This window comes from Paenibacillus shenyangensis (assembly GCF_000346635.1).
Taxonomy (GTDB): domain Bacteria; phylum Bacillota; class Bacilli; order Paenibacillales; family Paenibacillaceae; genus Saccharibacillus; species Saccharibacillus dauci.
On the sequence record NZ_AOIG01000021.1, the window covers coordinates 53536 to 73060 of the forward strand.

The following is a 19525-nucleotide window of genomic DNA, read 5'->3' on the forward strand; positions in this document are numbered from 1 at the left end:
GCAGTTGTAGTCATTTGGAGCATCTCCTATGTATGGGAGATGCTTTTTTTGTAATGTTCGTGCTGCGTCGGCAAAGAATATGTCCATAATAGAATAAAGGAATGTTCCTTTGACTATCATTTCTGGTTAATAAGGGACAGGTTAGTTGTTACATAAGGAGGCGAAAAATATGTGGAGTGCGTTAATGTGGGGAGCCATTGCCGGCTCGGCGGTGCTGCTCGGAGCATTGGTAGCAATGTATTTCAAAATTCCCAAAAAGATTATTGGCTGGATTATGGCATTCGGTACCGGTACGCTGATCGGGGCGGCTTCATTTGAACTGCTGGAAGATGCGATCGAGGATGGCGGACTGGTCGCTACAGCAATTGGATTTCTGGTCGGGGCTGTTGTCTACACCGTATTCGACTTGCTAATCTCTTCCCGGGGCGGTGCCAACCGCAAACGCTCCTATTACAGCCGGGCGGAAGAAGGAGATGATCAGGATAGCAGCGGACAAGATGATTCTTCGAATGGCAAAAAAGGCAAATCCAAAGGCGGCAGCGGTCTCGGTATTTTTGCCGGTACGGTAATGGATGCTATTCCCGAGTCCATTATGATTGGAGCCAGTCTGCTGACTGGACAGGGCGTCAGTGCCGTGCTGGTCGTGTCTATTTTTGTAAGTAATATTCCAGAAGGACTGTCCAGTACCGTAGGGATGCAGCAGAGCAATTATTCCCGCGGCAAAATCTGGGGCATGTGGATCGCTGTATTGATCGTATCCTCGCTCGCTTCCATGCTGGGTTATCTGTTCCTGGAAATGCTGCCCAATGAGATCAAAGCAGGGATCGGCGCCTTTGCCGGCGGCGGCATTATCGCTATGCTGTGCTCTACGATGGCACCGGAAGCCTATGAAGAAGGTGGCCCGATGGTTGGCTTGATTGCTTCACTGGGGCTACTGACTGCGCTGGTACTGAGTATTTAATATTTGATTACAGGGTAGAAAGTAAAATGATCACAGTAAATACATCAGCTGATTTTCCGATTGAGGAATCAGCTGATGTATTTTTTGGTAAGATAAGGGAAATAAAAAATGTTATTAGGAATCATGTTATCCCGGAAGGGTATGTTTAATAAGAATGAGGTTCTATATATGGAACCAGTAAATAAAATATTCAAAAAATATTTGATATATTCATGCATAATAAGCACATCAATATTAAAATATTATAAATTGGTATTTTTGAAATAAGATTAAAGTTGTTTGCCTTTTTATAAATATTGAAGAGTTGAGGTGAATCATTTTTATATGGAGACTAATCTTATTATTGATGATGAAAATGAGTTAAGGATATTACATAATATGTTGATGGAAGCAAAATTCAGTATTAGTCCTGATGATGTAAGGGTCAGTGCCAGTCCCTTTAGTGCTAGTCTTGCTTGGCAAACATTGGAGAAATTAATATCAAAGCAAACTGAAAAAAATCCTGCCAAATCTCAAAGTTGGGCAATCTGGCTAGAAAAAAAGAAGTCATGGATATGGGAACGATCCTTATCTTATTTATTGAAGAATCCACCTTATCGCTGGGATGAAATAGATCAGGGGACAAAGATTAATTATATAAAATGGGCATTAAGTCCGTATCAGCCTACCGAAGAAGATATACATGAATTTATAAGAGAATATGAATTTTACTATAAGGAAATAAAACTGGGAAAAGAAATCTGGCTTAGGAAACTGGGCGCTACCAATCAAAATATGCTTGAACAATTAGAGCATAATCTACATGTTCGATTTTCAAATGATTATAGGGAGTTTTTGCTGAAATATAACGGAGGCACCCCTATTGTTCATTACTGCACTTTTAATGTGGATGAATTAAAAGAAGTTATACCTCTGAAAGCAATGTATGGGATTGGTTTGGTTGAACGTTATAACTTGGAATATAGAAATTCTTTTAGGAATGATATACCTAGAGGGTATTTTATTATTGGAGAAACAGCAGAAGGAGGAAAATTGCTTTTAGGAAAAGATCAAGAAAAACAGGGTGTTTATTACTGGAGTCATTTATATCAAGATGATCCAGATAGTGAAAAAGGGTTATACAAACTTGCAGATCGTTTTGATTCCTTTATGAATATGTGGAAAAAATTGACCAAGTCGCTAGGATGAATAATACTTCTGTTTAATTAAAGTAGGATAACATTTCATGAGTCTGCTATTGTCTATTGTATAACTGTCTTATCAAAGTCTATGTTGATTTATGTGTAATCGTTATTCGTATCTTACAACTTTCAGTTTATATCCATATATGCAAAAGGAGAGTCGTAATGAAAGGAACACTGTTTACCGAAAGACATGCCGGTCGTGAACTGTTGATTTATTTGCCTCCTTCCTATGATCAGGCGGCCTATCCGTTGCCGGTGGTCTATGTGCAGGATAGTGGCGATCTGTATGACCCTTTGCTGAATGCCAATCTGTATCATCTGGAGCTACGCTTTGCAGCCGGAACTTTACCTGAATGCATTCTGGTCGGCATTATGCCCCATGACCGGATTCATGAATATACGCCGTGGACGGCCCAGAAGCTATTGCCAGGACGAAGATATGATGATTTTGGTGGCAGAGCCAGCCAGTATCTGTATATGATCGTCCATGAGCTCAAGCCGTGGATCGATCGCAATTTCTATACTGACCCGCGCCCGGAAAGCACCGGCATCGTCGGCAAATCACTCGGCGGTCTGGTTGCCTTGTTCGCCGCCTATGTATATCCGGAGGTATTCGGCCGCATTGGTGCGATGTCGGCTTCCCTCTGGTACGAAGGATTCGTGGAGTTTATGGAAGAGCGCCAGCTGAATCCCCACCTGCGGATCTATATGGATATCGGCTCTCTGGAAGGCACAGCCAAGACCAATCGACAGCGAATGATGCAATCCCTTACCGATGAAGCAGCAGCCATTCTGGCGCGCAGTGAGCTGCCTCCTGAACAGCGACAATTTGTGAGGATTGAGGGAGAAGATCATAACGAAGAGGCTTTTCACCGCCGATTCCCGGAAATGATGGACTGGCTGTATGCCCGTCATAGCATCCGGCTGCTGCAATAGATACCTTGCCAAATTTAACTAAAAAGCAGATAATGAAGACAGAGAATTCTTTAAATTAAGATAGCTGGAAAGATCGCAGTCATTCATTGCTACTGATTGGACAGTCAAATAAATCGATTTGGAAGGAGCGATTCTCTAATGGAAAGAATAGAATCCGCAGAGCAGTACCAGCAATTGATCGGTGAACAAGAATATACAGTTATCAAGTTCGATACGAACTGGTGCCCGGATTGCAGAACGTTGGATCGCTTTATGGGCGGGATCATTGAACAGAACCCGGACAAACGCTTCTATGCGATGGATGCAGAGAAATTCCAGGATCTGGCCGAGCAAAATGAAGTACGCGGTATCCCGAGTCTGCTTGTGTACCGTAATGGAGAGAAAGTCGCCCATTTGCACAGCAAATTTGCCAAAACACCAGCACAGGTATCCGAATACCTGGCCGAAGTTAAATACCCATATATCAGCAAAAAACCCGGTACAGGATGATCATCCTGCCGGGCTTTTTTTGTGGTAAGGTATATGTTAAGCAGCTAAAGCATATGTGAAATGTAAAATAACATCATTACATTATTATCTTTGCTTCGCAACCAGCTCTTTACGTTTGAGAATAAGATGCTCTACACTGCGCAGATGCAGCAGCAGCTCATCCGCGTCTTCGTCATTGAGTTCACGGATATTCTCGACCAGTTTGCTGGCCATGATACCAAAAATTTTATCCAAAGCTCTTCCGCCTTTGCGGGTGATGGAGATACTCACATAACGGCGATCTTGGTCGGAGCGGGTGCGTTCAATCAGTTCTTCCTGTTCCAGTTTGTCACAAATTTGAGTTACAGCACTTGTTGTCAGGCCGGTTGCCTTGACGATGTCAGTACCATATTGACTGCCGTTGTTCAGCAGAAAGTGTAGAATAAAGATCTCGGTCGTATTGGACTTCAGCTGACGCATCAATGTAGGTAGTTCCATGATCCGCGGCATACGGTCTACAAGTAATAAATAACTCTTAAGCATTTCACCAGACGTTTCCAATTGTTAAATCCTCCTCAATAATATAGGTAAAACTGTTAGTTAATTATCGATATGATGAAAAGTGTGAAAAATGATTAACTATCAGAATTCCATTATGTAACATCAGGTTGTCCAAAATAGAAAATGCAAAAATTCAAATAAGAAATGCAAGATTCTTAAAACTTCCTTAACAATATAGTAATTTGTTACCAGTATTACGTCAATGCAAATTCGACAGATTGAGACAAAAAACCGCTGTCATTGACGTAAATTTGAACTTTTTTTATAATTAAATATAAATATCGCCGATTTAGCTATCATTTTTTAAAATGTTGAACTATGCACAGTCTGTCATTGTCTTGGGCAGGCGAATTATATCAATTAAAAGGTGGCCCAATTCTATTGAACCATTCATCACTTCCCTTTGTAACCATGGACGAAATTGTACGTGAAGGTGATCCGATTCTTCGAGAGGTAACGGAGCCGGTAACCCTTCCTTTATCCGAAGAGGAACGCACAAAAGTCAATCGCATGATGGAGTTCCTCAAAAAATCCCAGGACGAAAAAGCGGCTGAGCAATATGGACTGCGGGCGGGTATAGGTCTTTCTGCCAATCAGATTGGATGGAACAAACGCGTCTTTGTTGTGTATTTTACCGATGATCAGGATCGTCAGCTGGAATATATCTTCTGTAATCCCAAGCTGGTCAGTCATTCGGCTGCAATGATCTATCTGGAGAGCGGTGAAGGGTGTCTGTCTGTAGATCGTCCAGTGGACGGTTATGTACCAAGATATGAGAAAGTTACGGTACAGGCATATACGCCGGACGGGCAACTGTTCAAGCTCAAGTTGAAAGGCTTTGCTGCTGTGGTATTCCAGCATGAGTATGATCATCTGAATGGTGTCATGTTCTATGATCATATTAATAAAAAAGATCCATTCCGTCTGCCTGATGCTGAATATATACGTCCGCTGTAATCTTTATAGTATATCGGACAAATATTCATTTTCATGAATTATTTCCATAAAAAAATTCATACTTTCTTAAAACTTTTAAAATGGGACAGATTGGTATGAAAGAGGAATTCGAACTGCAGCCATTTACCCAGATGGGGAATTCAACTATAGTTCGCAAGCCTGAAACGTTATTCTGCTATGCTCCTATAGACTACATGATGAGGAAAGACCGTCGATGAAAGACGGTCTTTTTCGTCTGGTTGTGATATGATACATTATATTTCCGATTGATTGTAAGCGTTTTAATATGCCGTATATATAATAATTTGGAATAGTGACGTACAGTAATCAGCCAGTAATTATCTATATTAATCAGGCGGAGCGATGAGAAGATATGAAGAAAGTGCGTGGAACGATGCTGCAGCTGCTCATTGAGCGTATCAATAATATCAAGATCAAGAATAAGCTTATTTTTGCGTATATTTTTGTCGTAGTACTGCCCGTATTATGCATTGGCGGGCTCGTCGTAGATTATCTGCGCCAGGAAGCGCTCAATAATGCAATCGAACAGACCACGAATAATGTAGAGCGCATCAAAAATCAAATGACGACTATGCTGCGTATCCCCATTAATATCTCGAATGAACTATTATTCGATAGTCGGCTCAGTCAGGTCGTCAATACACGCTATGAGCGGGTGTATGATCTGGTAGAAGCTTACCATAATTATCAGGAATTTGATGAATATCTGCGCCTGTACTCCGAAATATCAGCGATACGTTTTTACACCAGCAACGACACGATCCAGAATAACCTTGAATTTATGAAAATTAATTCGGATACCCGCAGCAGTGAATGGTATCAAACAGCCATCAACAGTCGCAAGATCAACTGGTTCTATCGCAGTGATGACCAGATCAGCCCGATCAAAAAGCTCAGCCTTGTACGTGATATCAAATTCAGTGATTATACGACAAGCGGAGTTCTTGTTATCGAATTGAGCCAAGCGTATCTGAATTCACTGATTAGTGCAGAGCCATTTGAGACGATGATTCTGGATCAAGACGGCAATATTGTAGCAGCCAAGGATACGACGCTCATCGGCAAGCGTCTGGATGATCCCGTGATCGATATTGATATTGATCCTGCCGGCAAAGGCACCTACGAGCAGGAAGTCAACGGTCAACAGTCCAATATTGTTGTCGATGAACTGATACCGGAGAGCAGTGCCAATGGACTCAGGATTGTATCCGTGTTCTCCAATAATACAATTGTACGGGATTCCAATATGATCATACTGATCGGAACCGGTGTACTGCTACTGATTCTGCTCAGTGGACTGCTGTTTCTGCAGTTGATCTCGCTGCTGATTACCCGGCGTCTGTCCGGACTCAGCCGTCAGATGAATAAGGTCGGTACCGGTGATCTGAGTGCGATGTCGCATATTTCCGGAATGGACGAGATCGGTCAGCTCTCCCGCAAGTTCAATGATATGATCGCCAGTATCCGTCAGCTGATGGATCAGGTATATGAGACGAATGAACGCAATACTCGACTGGAGATCAGCCAGCGGGAGATTAATTTCAAGATGCTGGCCAGTCAGATCAATCCGCACTTTCTGTTCAACGCGCTGGAGTCGATCCGGATGAAAGCCTACATGAATGGGGAAAAGGAGATCGCCTATATCGTTCGGCTGCTCGGCAAGCTGATCCGCAACAATCTGGAGATCGGCAACAAGCAGACAACGATTGAAGGCGAGATGGAGCTGATTCGCTCTTATCTGGAGATTCAGAAGTTCCGCTTTGGCGATCGGCTGAATTACGAATTGCTGCTTGATCCCCAGACATGCCGGACACCGATTCCTCCACTTATTATCCAGCCGCTGGTCGAGAATGCCATTATTCATGGTATGGAGAGCAAGGAAGGCGGCGGGCTCATCATTATCCGTACCCTCCAGATCGATCATGAAGTGATGGTCGATGTGATCGATAATGGAACCGGAATGAGCGAGAGCAGGCTGGAGCAGGTGCGGCAGTCGCTGCATAATGAAGGTGAAGGGGAACGTATCGGTCTGCGTAATGTACATCAGCGTCTGACCCTTTCTTATGGAAGCGCCTATGGTCTGCATATCTCCAGTACGCCACATGTCGGCACACAGATTTCCTTTAAAATTCCAGCAGGATAACGATTCAGCAGCATCGCACCATTCATCAGACAGATGTTATACCATTCTTGGCAGGGGGAGGTACATTATGTTTAAAGTAATGATTGTGGATGATGAACCGGCAATACGCGAAGGATTGAAAACGATAGTGGATTGGGATGCGATCGGCTTTGAGGTCGCCGAGACAGCAGCTAATGGGCGAGAAGCACTGCAAAAGTATGAGCGGATCCGTCCCGATCTGATGATTATGGATATCCGTATGCCTGGTATGAGTGGACTGGAAGTGATCGAACAGCTGCGTCAGGACAAGCTGCGTCAGGCTCACGTACTGATTTTGAGCGGATATGCGGATTTTGAATATGCACGCAGAGCACTCGGCTATGGAGTAGACGGGTATTTGCTGAAGCCGGTAGATGAGCAGGAGATGGAAGAAGAGCTGCGCCGGGTATACCGTACACTGGAGCAGGAGCGAAAGGTGAGTATACATCGGTCCGAGCCGGTACCGATTCATGAAGTGGTGGAACAGATGCTGCTGAGCAGCTCCGGCAAAGAGCAGCTCAAAGCAGAAACAAAACTGCAGCTGGACTGGAATATGTATCAGATTATTCTGGTAGAGCTGCGGGAAGGACCGGGCAAGCCTTCCGAAGGATTGGCACGTTCGTTCCGTCAGCTGTCAGACGGGTGGGCAGCAGATGCCAAAACCGTTATTTTCCGGGCGGGCAGTTATCTGGGGATACTGGCTGGACGTGAAGCGACGATCCAGAGTCTGCAGCAGCTGCGTGAACAATTGATTGCACTTGAACCGGAAGGCTGTCAGGTATATCTGGCTGCCGGTGAAGTTGTAGAGGACAAAAGTCTGATTCATGACAGTTATGAACAGGCCGAGTCATTGATGGCGCAGCGCTTCTGGGTAGGGGAATCAGGTATTCTGGAACCGGAACCCGCACTCGCAGCACCAGGCGGGGAAGGGACAACGCCGCTGGCCGGAGAATGGGCAGATCGTCTGTATTATGCTGTCGATATACGCAGTATAGAGGCAGTAGGGCGTGTGCTTGAGGAGTTGATCGCTGCCTGCCGCAGTGCAGTGCTGTCCGAACAGGATACGAAGAGTCTCTGCTCGCATGTGCTGTCGCTTGCGCTGAGCCGCTTACCAGGCAGCATCGCTGGTTCGGGTCCGGCTGTACAGCAGTGTCTATCTTTGATTCCCCAGCTGTATGCCTTATCGACAGCCAGCCAGATTATCCGATTGGTGCTGCAGCATACGGGCGAACTGCTGGAATCCATGGATGGCGGCAGTCATGAATCGGTTATGAAGCAGATGACTGACTTTATCCGGCGCCACTATAGCGATAATCTGAAGCTGGAGATGCTGGCAGAGATCTTCAACTACAATAGTGCTTATCTGGGGAAAATGTTCAAAACCTACACCGGGGAATCATTCAATCATTTTCTCGATCAGGTTCGGCTGGATAACGCCAAGGAGATGCTGGCTCAAGGGATGAAGGTGCATAAAGTGGCTGCCCAGGTCGGTTATGCCAATGTAGATTATTTCCACAGTAAATTTAAAAAGTATACAGGGATATCGCCATCTGCTTATCGGGAACAGATGGGAGATGGTTAAAGCAGGAGCGTAAAGCTTCTGCTTTTTTATTGGAGAAATTTGTATAATTAATCAGGTCGGTGTATAAAGTACAGGCCTTTTTTAAATGGATAAAAGAGAATTCTGTCCTTCGTATTACCTTCATTTTTAGTGAATAAGGGGATGGAATTTCCGATGACTAATTTTTATATGAATTTATGTGCAATTTGTAAGGTATTAACAGTAAGCGCTTTCTTTTATAATCGATATGTATCCCACACAGACGCGGTATCAAGTTATCAAGGTCGATCAGGATCGATTATAGGAAGGCGGATGAGTTATGGAATCAACCACCAAGCAGGCCTCTTCCCGTAAAAGGGATCAGGCAGCCAGTCTGAATTCCCGTAAAACCGGGGGATTCTGGAAATTATTCAAGCAGCAGCGTTATTTGTATCTCATGTCGTTGCCTTTTGTAATCTGGGCGTTCATATTCAGCTACGTGCCTCTATGGGGATGGCTGATGGCATTTCAGGAATACAAGCCTAACCGCTCCTTTTTTAATCAGAAATGGGTAGGGTTTGATCAGTTTATTACCCTGTTCCAGGATCAGCAGTTTTACCTGGCACTGCGCAATACGCTGGCGATGAGCTTCCTCGGTCTGATCTTTGGATTTATTTTTCCGGTTATATTTGCCATCTTGCTCAATGAAGTTCGGGGCATGGTGTTCAAAAGAACCGTACAGACCGTCTCCTATCTGCCTCACTTTGTCTCCTGGGTCGTTGTAGCCGGTATCGTAACCAAGGCGCTTTCGACAGATGGCGGGGTAGTAAACGAACTACTCGTCTCTCTTCATATTATAGACCAACCGATTCAGTTTATGGCTCAAGGGCAGTGGTTCTGGGGAATTGTAACCGCTTCCGATGTATGGAAGGAAATGGGCTGGAGTACGATTATTTATCTGGCTGCCATCACGGGTATTGACCAGGAACAGTACGAAGCTTCCCGCGTGGATGGAGCGGGTCGATTCCGTCAGATGTGGCATATCACGCTGCCGGGGATGCGGACTACCATTATCGTACTGTTAATTATGTCGATCGGTCATCTGGTGAGTATCGGTTTTGAAAAGCAGTTCCTGCTCGGTAATAACCTCGTAACGGATTATTCACAGGTACTGGATCTGTACGCACTGAAATACGGTCTGGAAATGAACCGCTATTCCTATGGTACAGCGATCAGCATATTCAACTCTGTCATCAGTATTATCCTGCTGTTCACAGCGAACGGAATCTTTAAGAAGACTACCAAAGAAAGTATCATGTAACGCTGGAATAGTAGGAAAGACATATTATCATGCTGAGGTCCAATGCATAATCTGAAGGGAGAGAATAACAATGGCTGCAAATAAAGCTTTTAACGCCACACGGGGCGATAAAATATTCGATGTATGCAATACGATTATTATGGCACTGGTGCTGATCGTCACGCTGTATCCTTTTCTGAACGTACTCGCGATTTCACTGAATGAATCCTCGGATACAGTCCGGGGTGGTATTCACTTGATCCCCCGTGCCTTTACACTGGAAAATTATTCGGTAATCTTCCAGTACCAGGGGCTGCTGCAGGGAGCGCAGATTTCGATTCTTCGTACGATCGTTGGTACGATCTTCGGTCTGATCAGTGCCTCGATGCTGGCTTTTACCCTGAGCCGGGTAGACTTTCAGGCTCGTAAGTTTATCTCGACGTTCCTCGCGCTGACCATGTATGTAACAGCAGGTCTGGTACCTACGTTCCTGCTGATTCGTGACCTGGGTATGATCAACTCGTTCTGGGTATATGTGCTGCCAGGTGTAGTAAGCGCATTTAACGTATTCATTATCCGTTCCTTTATCGATGGCCTGCCGTATGCACTGCAGGAATCGGCCAAGCTGGACGGTGCCAATGACTTTACCATTTATCTCAAGGTGATTCTGCCGCTGTGTAAGCCTGTACTAGCTACGATTGCACTGTTCCTCGCAGTGGGTCAGTGGAATTCATGGTTTGATACGTATCTGTATAATGCGAGTTCACCGCAGTGGACTACCCTGCAATATGAGCTGATGAAAGTTCTGCAGCAGAGTACCCAGCAGAGCGGAGCAGTCAATGCCAACGATATGGCTAAACAAATGGCAAGTATCTCTCCGGAATCGATCCGGATGGCGATTACGATCGTCGTTACCGTGCCAATCCTGGTCGTATATCCATTCCTGCAAAAGTATTTTGTCAGCGGTATGACACTGGGTGCAGTTAAAGCATAATTGCTCTCAACCCACACATAGGCTATCAGGCGACTCTTGCCGCCTCAGCATACAAGGTTTATGCCACAGCTTTCCGGCGGTTGCTAATCAGCAAATGGAATTAGTACCGCCGGACGATGGGGCAAGCCGGATTGTCCATAGGATGCATTATCTGTTTCATGCAGTATCCATTTCATAAAGGGGGCTATATGAATGCCTAGCAAATTATTCCGATATGCACTGGCTCCACTGGTCGTTATGTCGCTTGTTACAGCGACTGCCTGCGGCGGCTCGGATCCAACCGAGCAGGAGACTTCCGATCCGTCTACACCGATCACCATTTCTTTCTTTGGTTCCGATGCCAGCCCAACCTGGAACAATATGAAAGATGATGTAGGACAGGCGATCACCAAGGCAACCAATGTTACGATCAATGCCGAGTACGATGTTAGCGGTGGCGGCACACAGAAAATCGCCCTGATGACAGCATCCGGTGAATATCCGGACATGATTTTCCCGAAAGGCTCGATTACCAAGCTGGTAGAAGCCGGTGCACTGATCGATCTGACGGATCTGATTGATAAATACGGTCCGAATATCAAAAAAGTATATGGCGACGATCTGTCCCGTCTGAAATACAGCAAAGAAGATCCTTCCATCTATGTCATTCCAACGAATGCCGGTGTAGGCCAGACTACATTTGATGCGGGCGGCGGATTTGAAGTACAAAATGCAGTCATGAAGGAACTCGGCTATCCAAAAATCAAAACTGTCAAAGATTTTGAGAACGTTCTCAAAGAGTACAAAGAAAAGCATCCAACCATCAATGGTCAGCCGACGATCCCATTGTCGCTGAATGCAGATGACTGGAAAATTATGATTACGGTTACAAACCCGGCGTTTAATGCAACAGGCGCACCGGATGATGGTGAATTCTATATCAATCCGGAAACCTACGAAGCACAGCTGCACTACAAACGTCCGGAAGAGAAAGAATACTTCCGCTGGTTGAACCATATGTATAATGAAGGTCTGCTCGATCCAGAGACATTTACCCAAAAGAGTGATCAGTATATGTCCAAAATCGCCAGCGGCCGTGTACTGGGTCTGATCGACCAGGAATGGGATTATCAGCAGGCCGAAAACTCGCTGAAAACATCCGGCATGGCAGAGCGCACCTATGGTCATTATCCGGTACAGCTGGATGAGAAGACCAAAGACCGCTCGTTCCAGGATATCGGTGCACCGGTCGGATATGGTATTGGTATCACTACATCAGCCAAAGACCCGATCCGTATTATCAAATTTATGGACTGGATGGCATCCGACGAAGCTCAGGTACTGAACAACTGGGGCGTGGAAGGCAAACAGTATGAAGTCAAAGACGGCAAACGCGTAGTGCCTGCTGCTGTACAAGAGCGCAAAGTCAATGACAACACCAACTTTACCAAAGAATCCGGTATCGGCATGTACAACTTCTCCGTACGCTACGGTGATGGTGTCAAAGATCCGGGTGGCAACTATTACACTACCAACTTCCCTGAGCAGATTATAGCCGGATATACCGACCCGGAAAAAGAAACGCTCAAAGCATATGGTGCGAAAACATGGAAAGATCTGTTCCCGCAAAAAGACGAGTTCCCGGTTAAAGCATGGGGGGCAGCGTACAATCTGCCGGCTCCTGATGACCCGAACTACACTGTAAACTTCCAGAAATCTCAGGATATCGTCCGTAAACGTATCCCGGAAGCCATCCTCGCGAGTCCGGATCAATTTGATAAGATTTATGATCAGATGATTGCGGAAATCAGCACGGATGATATGAAGAAGATGGAAGCGGAATATACGCAGATGATCAAGGATACAGTCGAGCTGTGGGGCGAAGCTCCAGCTGCAAAGTAAGTATCTTATGAAGTGAAGATCGGTCTATACGACAAGTACGACAAGTACGACGAGTAAAAAGAATTACTGGAGCTGATTGTACTATCGCTCCTGTATACTGAATAAAATGGGGACTCCGGTTGCTGGAGTCCCTTTTACATGAAATACTGCGGTAAGAAACGCACCTATTACAAAGGAGGAATAAATAACGATGCCTGGCAAATGGCTTAAACGTACGCTTGTACCACTCGCTGTCCTCTCATTGGCAGCAGTAACAGCCTGTGGTGACAGCAGTGACCCAACCCAGATGGAAACCACCGATGCATCCCAGCCCATCACGATTTCGTTTTTTGGATCGGATCCCAATGCCACCTGGAACAATATGAAGGATGATGTGGGACAGGCGATTACCAAAGCAACCAATGTGACGGTTAATGCGGAGTATGATGTCAGCGGCGGCGGCACACAGAAAATTTCCCTGATGACCGCATCCGGTGAATATCCGGACATGATTTTCCCAAAAGGCTCGATTACCAAATTGGTCGATGCCGGGGCGCTGATTGATCTGACGGATCTGATTGATAAATACGGTCCCAACATCAAAAAAGTATATGGCGATGATCTGTCCCGTCTGCAGTACAGCAAGGAAGATCCATCCATCTACGTGATTCCGACCAATGCGGGAGTCGGACAGACTTCTTTTGATGCCGGGGGCGGATTTGAAATCCAGAACGAAGTCATGAAAGAAATGGGTTATCCCAAAATCAAAACCGTTAACGATTTTGAGAAAGTACTTAAAGCGTACAAAGAAAAGCACCCGACTATTAATGGTCAACCAACAATTCCTTTGTCACTGAATGCGGATGACTGGAAAATTATGATCACTGTAACCGACCCGGCAGTTAATGCTACAGGCGGTACACCTGATGGTGAATTCGATATTAATCCCAAAACATATGAAGCGCGTCTTCATTACAAGCGGCCGGAAGACAAGGAGTACTTCCGCTGGTTGAACCATATGTATAATGAGGGACTGCTTGACCCCGAGACCTTTACCCAGAAAAATGATCAGTATCTATCCAAAATTGCCAGTGGGCGTGTACTCGGTCTGATCGATCAGGAATGGGATTACCAGCAAGCGGAGAATTCTCTAAAAACATCTGGTATGGCAGAGCGTACGTACGGTCACTATCCGCTGCAGATGACCGAATCGACCAAAGATCATTCGTTTCAGGATGCAGGTCCTCCGGTAGGTTATGGAATCGGAATTACGACTTCGGCCAAAGATCCGATTCGTATTATCAAATTCCTGGACTGGATGGCTTCGGATGAAGCACAAGTGCTCAATAATTGGGGCATTGAAGGCAAGCATTATGAAATGAAGGATGGCAAACGCTCGATGCCGGCGGAGATTCAGGATCGCCGGGTGAATGACAATACTAACTTTACCAGAGAGTCCGGTATTGGCATGTACAACTTCTCGGTCCGTTATGGTGACGGGGTCAAAGACCCGAGCGGCAACTACTACACCACCAACTTCCCGGAGCAGATCGTAGCCGGTTACACCCAGCCGGAAAAAGATGCACTCAAAGCTTATGGGGCAACCACCTGGAAAGACCTGTTCCCGGCCAAGGAAGAATTCCCGGTCAAGGAGTGGGGCGCAGCATATAATCTGCCTGCTCCAAGTGATCCAAGCTACACGGTAGCTTTCCAGAAGTCACAGGATATTGTACGCAAACGTATTCCGGAAGCCATTCTGGCCAGCCCGGATCAGTTCGACAGCATCTATGATCAGATGATTGCCGAGCTGAGTACCGATGATATGAAGCAGATGGAAGCACAGTACAGCCAGATGATCAAAGATACAGTCGAGTTGTGGAGCCAGCCGGTAGCTGCCAAGTAAGTCAAGCTGCCAGCCGATACACAAAGGGGGCTCCTGCAGAGGGGCCCCCTTTTATAATGTAGAAATAAATTTACGGAAAGGTGTGTGGACATGAAAACATCGAGACAATACTCGCCATGGTCGCTATGGTATAACCGCCCGGCAAGTGTATGGGAAGAGGCGCTTCCTGTAGGCAATGGACGACTGGGAGGCATAGTATTCGGCGGAGCTGCCAAAGACCGTATTCAGCTTAATGAGGATACATTGTGGTCAGGCAGACCGCAGCAGAGTGTGCCTGTCAGTGATCCCGGAGAGCTGGCTGCTGTGCGGAAGTTGATTCTGGACGGTCAACTGGATGAAGCGCAGGAAATGATCAACAGCCGGATGCTGGGCAAGGACGTAGAAGCCTATCAGCCGCTGGGTGATCTGGAGATTGAATACATCAGCCCAGAAGGCGAGCTGTCCGATTATTATCGTGAACTGGATATCCGGGAAGCGATGGCGCGTACATACTGGACAACGAATGGTCAATCGATGCAGCGCGAAGTGATAGTCAGCCGCCCGCACCAGGTTATGGCCTATCGGCTCAGCAGCACGGATGGTACACCGTTCAGTGCAGCAGTAAAGCTGCATAGTATCCAGCCGCATCAGCTCCACATCGAGCAGCAGGAATTGCAAATGCACGGATATGTGTATCCGGATATGGAAAGGTATGCAGTAGAGCCTGATGTAGAGTATAAGATAGACAATCTTGAACTGGATCGTGGTCGGAATGATCCCGATCTAGAACATTATCGGGATGATCCCGATCTAAAACATCATCGGGATGGACACAAGTCGTATCCGTATCGGGTGGAGGAAGAACATGGTATTCATTTTCAGGTTCATGCCCGTGTACAGCATTGGGGTGGGCGTATCGAGAGTCGCGACGGGCGGCTCTATGTAGAAGATACGACAGAGCTTATTGTTCTGCTGGCGGCAGTGACTGATTTTGACGGATATGATCGGGTGCCGGGAAGTGTGGGACGTCATTTGGATGAAGAATGTACCGAGCGTCTGCAGGAAGCGGCGGCATACAGCTGGGCAGAACTGACAGCCGCTCATCAGCAGGATCATCAGCAATTGTTTGACCGGGTGGAGCTGGAATTGTACTCGTCTCTGCCGGAACAGAAGGGAGCCGATACAGAAGCACCACGTCAGACTACCCAGCTGCCTACAGATGAACGGCTGGAGCAGTATCGTCAGGGAAATACAGACCCTCAACTGGAAGCTCTGTATTTCCATTATGGACGTTATCTGCTCATTGCCTGTTCGCGTCCGGAAGATCAGGCTGCCAATCTGCAAGGAATCTGGAACCCGCATGTACAGCCGCCCTGGAATAGTGACTATACGACCAATATTAATGTACAGATGAATTACTGGCCTGCTGAAGTGTGTGGTCTGGGTGAATGTCATCAGCCGATGTTCGATCTGATTGAGGAGCTGAGTCATACCGGGCGCCACGTGGCAGAGCAGCGCTATGGAGCCAGAGGCTGGACAGCACATCATAATACCGACCTGTGGAGATCGGCACTTCCGACAGGCGGTGACGCCAGCTGGGCGTTCTGGCCAATGGGTGGCGTATGGCTGTGTGCGCATCTGTGGGAACATTATGCCTTTTCCGGAGACATGGACTTTCTCCGTCAGACCGGCTATCCGGTGATGCGGGAAGCAGCCCGATTTGCGCTGGACTGGCTGGTAGAGGACAGACAGGGTTATCTCATCACCGTACCGTCCACTTCACCGGAAAATAAATTCAAAACCTCTTCCGGTCAGCCATGCAGCACATCCGCAGCCTCCACGATGGATATGACGCTGATTCGTGAACTGTTCACGCATTGTATCGAAGCTTCCGCGCTGCTGGGGATCGACGAGGAGCTGGCTGGGCAGCTGCAGGAAGCGGCGAATCGATTGTATCCTTTCCATATCGGACAGTACGGACAACTGCAGGAATGGTATGAAGATTATGAAGAAAATGAACCGGGTCATCGGCATGTATCCCATCTGTACGGATTGTATCCGGGACGGGAAATCAACCGCTACGAGACCCCGAAGCTGGTAGAAGCCGCACGTATTTCGCTGGAACGGCGAATTGCTCATGGAGGTGGTCATACCGGCTGGAGTTGCGCCTGGCTGATCAATCTGTATGCCCGATTGCTCGATGGGGAGCAGGCATACCACTTTGTGCATACTCTGCTGGCACGCTCCACCTATCCGAATCTGTTCGATGCCCATCCACCTTTCCAGATTGATGGTAACTTTGGAGGAATCGCGGGTATCGCCGAGATGTTGCTGCAGAGTCACCTGAATGAGCTGCACCTGCTGCCTGCCCTGCCAAAAGCCTGGTCCGATGGCAAAGTAACCGGTCTGCGTGCAAGGGGCGGATACACCGTCGATCTGAGCTGGCAGGAAGGTGAACTGGTATCCGTCACTATCGTATCGGACAGCGATACGAGATGCAGCATACTCTCTCCAACGGCATTAATGCTGTTAGAGCATAACCCTGTCTCAGCTACTCTAAAGGAGAAAGCCATATTTCCAATTCAAATCCAAACAACTTCAGCAAAATCGACGGAAGACAAGCATTCTGATGAACACCGACTGGAACTGCCCATGAAAGCAGGGCAGCGCTATACACTGAAGGTACAAATATTATAATGATGCCAACGCCTATCAGCACAGTAATAACATCCGTTATCCCATAACCTTATTAAATGTACAAACCTGCAAAACCACTAACTTACAAATTCATAAACCTGTACATCAAAAAAACGATTACAAAATCACTAAAGACCTTGTAACAAGGATGCAAAACGCCCACCAAGCTCCAAGCACAGAACGCAGGAAAGGAAATAAGAGCAACAACCGACATTTAAGCCTGGAGATCTTCGTTCCCTTTTCCAAGTAAAAGATCTCCAGGCTTAACCGGAGGGCGTGCTCTTATTCCTTTCCGAAGTGGATGATGCCTATAGCAGCCAGACATTGCATCCAGTAAAGTCCTTGAATTTCCGTACCATGAAACATAAGTTACATCCTTTTAGAAGATTCATCCCTACACTATAATGTAAGCGAATGTAAACGTATACGAACAAATATCTTCACAGCATAGCCAAACCGATGAATGAAGCGACTTTCCATCCAACCACCATACAGGAGGCACAAAACATGACTATTTTCCAATTTCCCAAAGACTTTATGTGGGGTACAGCTACCGCAGCCTATCAAATCGAAGGTGCTTATCAGGAAGGCGGACGCGGTCTGTCGATCTGGGATACCTTTGCACATACGCCGGGCAAAGTATTTGACGGACATAACGGCAATATTGCCTGTGACAGCTATCACCGCTACGAGGAAGATATTCTGCTCATGAAAGAGCTTGGTATTCAGACGTACCGTTTTTCGGTAGCCTGGTCACGCATTATTCCGGATGGAGACGGCGAGGTCAATCAGGAAGGGATTGATTTCTATCACCGGTTCGTCGATTGCCTGCTGGATGCGGGTATCGTTCCTTTCTGTACGCTGTATCACTGGGATCTGCCGCAGACGCTGCAGGATGATGGCGGTTGGGAGAATCGCCGTACTATCGATGCCTTTGTCAAATATGCAGAAGTAATGTTCCGCGAGTTCTCCGGCAAAATCAAATTCTGGCTTACCTTTAATGAGCCATGGTGTATCGCATTCCTGTCCAATCTGGAGGGCAAGCATGCACCGGGCAACCAGGATCTGCAGATCGCGCTGAATGTAGGTCACCATCTGCTGGTCGCTCATGGCCACTCGGTAAAATTGTTCCGGGATATGCAGCTCGAAGGACAGATTGGTATTGCGCCGAATGTGGCATGGGCAGTGCCTTATAGCAAGAGTCCGGAAGATCGCGCAGCCTGCGACCGTAACATCGAAGTCTATGCCGACTGGTTCCTTGATCCGATCTACAAAGGCAGCTACCCGGATTCACTGTATGAATGGTTCGTGCAGGCAGGTGCCCAGCCACCGGTACAAGACGGAGATATGGAGATTATTGCCCAGCCGATTGACCTGCTCGGTATTAACTACTATCATCCATCGGTGAACCGTTATCATCCGGAAGCCGGCTATCTGCAGAGCGAAGAGGTAGATATGGGATTGACCAAAACCGATATTGGCTGGCCGATCGATGCCACCGGGCTGTATGATGTACTGCATTATCTACAAAAATACGGCAATGTCGATATTTATATTACCGAGAACGGTGCCTGTGTGAATGACGGCCCGATAGACGGAGTTGTTAATGATACGCTGCGTATCCAGTATTTGCAGCAACATATCGCGCAGGTGCACCGGGTGATCAATGATGGTATTCAGCTCAAAGGGTATATGGCCTGGTCGCTGATGGATAACTTTGAATGGGCAGAAGGATACCGAATGCGCTTTGGATTGATTCATGTCGATTTCCGTACTCTCGAGCGTACACCCAAAGAAAGCTACTATTGGTACCAGAATGTAGTTCGCAACAATTGGATGGAGACACGCTGATGATGTAGATGTCTTTCTATCTCCTGATTGTTTTTTGAAAAAGCCGGTATTTCGCAGCTATAGGCATAGGCCTGTCTGCGAAATACCGGCTTTTTGCGTTCATTTAATACCAAGTTACCAAATATTTTAAGGGAAAAGCAGCTAAAGCGAAT

At 46.6% G+C, this 19525-nt stretch carries 14 protein-coding genes; 13 read left to right on the forward strand and 1 reads right to left on the reverse strand.

Annotated elements, in window-relative coordinates:
• Positions 1 to 169 precede the first annotated feature (169 nt).
• The 4 genes from H065_RS0116840 (at position 170) to H065_RS0116855 (ending at position 3570) form a co-directional block, all read left to right on the forward strand.
• Positions 170 to 961, forward strand: coding sequence for a ZIP family metal transporter (locus H065_RS0116840; RefSeq protein WP_017814250.1), 792 nt, complete (start codon positions 170 to 172; stop codon positions 959 to 961).
• A 324-nt stretch (positions 962 to 1285) separates the two neighbouring features.
• Positions 1286 to 2149, forward strand: a complete 864-nt coding sequence (locus tag H065_RS27090) for an SMI1/KNR4 family protein (RefSeq protein ID WP_017814251.1) — start codon at positions 1286 to 1288, stop codon at positions 2147 to 2149.
• 158 nt (positions 2150 to 2307) lie between these two features.
• On the forward strand, positions 2308 to 3081 hold the full coding sequence (locus H065_RS0116850) for an alpha/beta hydrolase (RefSeq protein WP_017814252.1): 774 nt from the start codon (positions 2308 to 2310) through the stop codon (positions 3079 to 3081).
• A 138-nt stretch (positions 3082 to 3219) separates the two neighbouring features.
• Positions 3220 to 3570, forward strand: coding sequence for a thioredoxin family protein (locus H065_RS0116855; protein WP_017814253.1), 351 nt, complete (start codon positions 3220 to 3222; stop codon positions 3568 to 3570).
• An 84-nt stretch (positions 3571 to 3654) separates the two neighbouring features.
• On the opposite strand, the gene H065_RS27095 is transcribed toward H065_RS0116855, so the two are convergent.
• Positions 3655 to 4110 carry a MarR family winged helix-turn-helix transcriptional regulator gene (locus tag H065_RS27095; protein ID WP_017814254.1) on the reverse strand — a complete coding sequence of 152 codons (456 nt, stop codon included), beginning with the start codon at positions 4108 to 4110 and terminating at the stop codon, positions 3655 to 3657.
• Positions 4111 to 4491: 381 nt separating this feature from the next.
• Between H065_RS27095 and def the strand changes: the two genes are divergently transcribed.
• The 9 genes from def (at position 4492) to H065_RS0116910 (ending at position 19373) form a co-directional block, all read left to right on the forward strand.
• Positions 4492 to 5067, forward strand: a complete 576-nt coding sequence (def, locus tag H065_RS0116865; RefSeq protein ID WP_017814255.1) for a peptide deformylase — start codon at positions 4492 to 4494, stop codon at positions 5065 to 5067.
• Positions 5068 to 5440: 373 nt separating this feature from the next.
• Complete coding sequence (locus H065_RS0116870; RefSeq protein WP_017814256.1) at positions 5441 to 7231, forward strand: cache domain-containing sensor histidine kinase; 1791 nt, start codon at positions 5441 to 5443, stop codon at positions 7229 to 7231.
• A 67-nt stretch (positions 7232 to 7298) separates the two neighbouring features.
• On the forward strand, positions 7299 to 8831 hold the full coding sequence (locus tag H065_RS0116875) for a response regulator transcription factor (protein WP_017814257.1): 1533 nt from the start codon (positions 7299 to 7301) through the stop codon (positions 8829 to 8831).
• A 298-nt stretch (positions 8832 to 9129) separates the two neighbouring features.
• Complete coding sequence (locus tag H065_RS0116880; protein ID WP_017814258.1) at positions 9130 to 10110, forward strand: ABC transporter permease; 981 nt, start codon at positions 9130 to 9132, stop codon at positions 10108 to 10110.
• A 70-nt stretch (positions 10111 to 10180) separates the two neighbouring features.
• Entirely contained in the window at positions 10181 to 11083 is a 903-nt protein-coding gene (locus tag H065_RS0116885; protein ID WP_017814259.1) for a carbohydrate ABC transporter permease, read from the forward strand.
• A gap of 192 nt (positions 11084 to 11275) precedes the next feature.
• A complete protein-coding gene (locus H065_RS0116890; RefSeq protein WP_017814260.1) occupies positions 11276 to 12964 on the forward strand; it encodes an ABC transporter substrate-binding protein in 1689 nt (562 codons plus the stop codon).
• Between the two features lie 190 nt (positions 12965 to 13154).
• Positions 13155 to 14846, forward strand: coding sequence for an ABC transporter substrate-binding protein (locus H065_RS0116895; protein WP_017814261.1), 1692 nt, complete (start codon positions 13155 to 13157; stop codon positions 14844 to 14846).
• 90 nt (positions 14847 to 14936) lie between these two features.
• On the forward strand, positions 14937 to 17522 hold the full coding sequence (locus tag H065_RS0116900) for a glycoside hydrolase family 95 protein (protein ID WP_017814262.1): 2586 nt from the start codon (positions 14937 to 14939) through the stop codon (positions 17520 to 17522).
• Between the two features lie 507 nt (positions 17523 to 18029).
• Positions 18030 to 19373 carry a GH1 family beta-glucosidase gene (locus tag H065_RS0116910; protein WP_017814263.1) on the forward strand — a complete coding sequence of 448 codons (1344 nt, stop codon included), beginning with the start codon at positions 18030 to 18032 and terminating at the stop codon, positions 19371 to 19373.
• Positions 19374 to 19525: the final 152 nt, after the last annotated feature.

What these genes read in the sequence shown, in the direction of transcription:
- H065_RS0116880 (WP_017814258.1), top strand. Translation starts at nt 9,130, where the DNA reads ATGGAATCAACCACCAAGCAGGCCTCTTCCCGTAAAAGGGATCAGGCA.
- H065_RS0116855 (WP_017814253.1), top strand. Translation starts at nt 3,220, where the DNA reads ATGGAAAGAATAGAATCCGCAGAGCAGTACCAGCAATTGATCGGTGAA.
- H065_RS0116840 (WP_017814250.1), top strand. Translation starts at nt 170, where the DNA reads ATGTGGAGTGCGTTAATGTGGGGAGCCATTGCCGGCTCGGCGGTGCTG.
- H065_RS0116885 (WP_017814259.1), top strand. Translation starts at nt 10,181, where the DNA reads ATGGCTGCAAATAAAGCTTTTAACGCCACACGGGGCGATAAAATATTC.
- H065_RS27090 (WP_017814251.1), top strand. Translation starts at nt 1,286, where the DNA reads ATGGAGACTAATCTTATTATTGATGATGAAAATGAGTTAAGGATATTA.
- H065_RS0116870 (WP_017814256.1), top strand. Translation starts at nt 5,441, where the DNA reads ATGAAGAAAGTGCGTGGAACGATGCTGCAGCTGCTCATTGAGCGTATC.
- H065_RS0116875 (WP_017814257.1), top strand. Translation starts at nt 7,299, where the DNA reads ATGTTTAAAGTAATGATTGTGGATGATGAACCGGCAATACGCGAAGGA.
- H065_RS0116910 (WP_017814263.1), top strand. Translation starts at nt 18,030, where the DNA reads ATGACTATTTTCCAATTTCCCAAAGACTTTATGTGGGGTACAGCTACC.
- H065_RS0116900 (WP_017814262.1), top strand. Translation starts at nt 14,937, where the DNA reads ATGAAAACATCGAGACAATACTCGCCATGGTCGCTATGGTATAACCGC.
- H065_RS0116850 (WP_017814252.1), top strand. Translation starts at nt 2,308, where the DNA reads ATGAAAGGAACACTGTTTACCGAAAGACATGCCGGTCGTGAACTGTTG.
- H065_RS0116890 (WP_017814260.1), top strand. Translation starts at nt 11,276, where the DNA reads ATGCCTAGCAAATTATTCCGATATGCACTGGCTCCACTGGTCGTTATG.
- H065_RS0116895 (WP_017814261.1), top strand. Translation starts at nt 13,155, where the DNA reads ATGCCTGGCAAATGGCTTAAACGTACGCTTGTACCACTCGCTGTCCTC.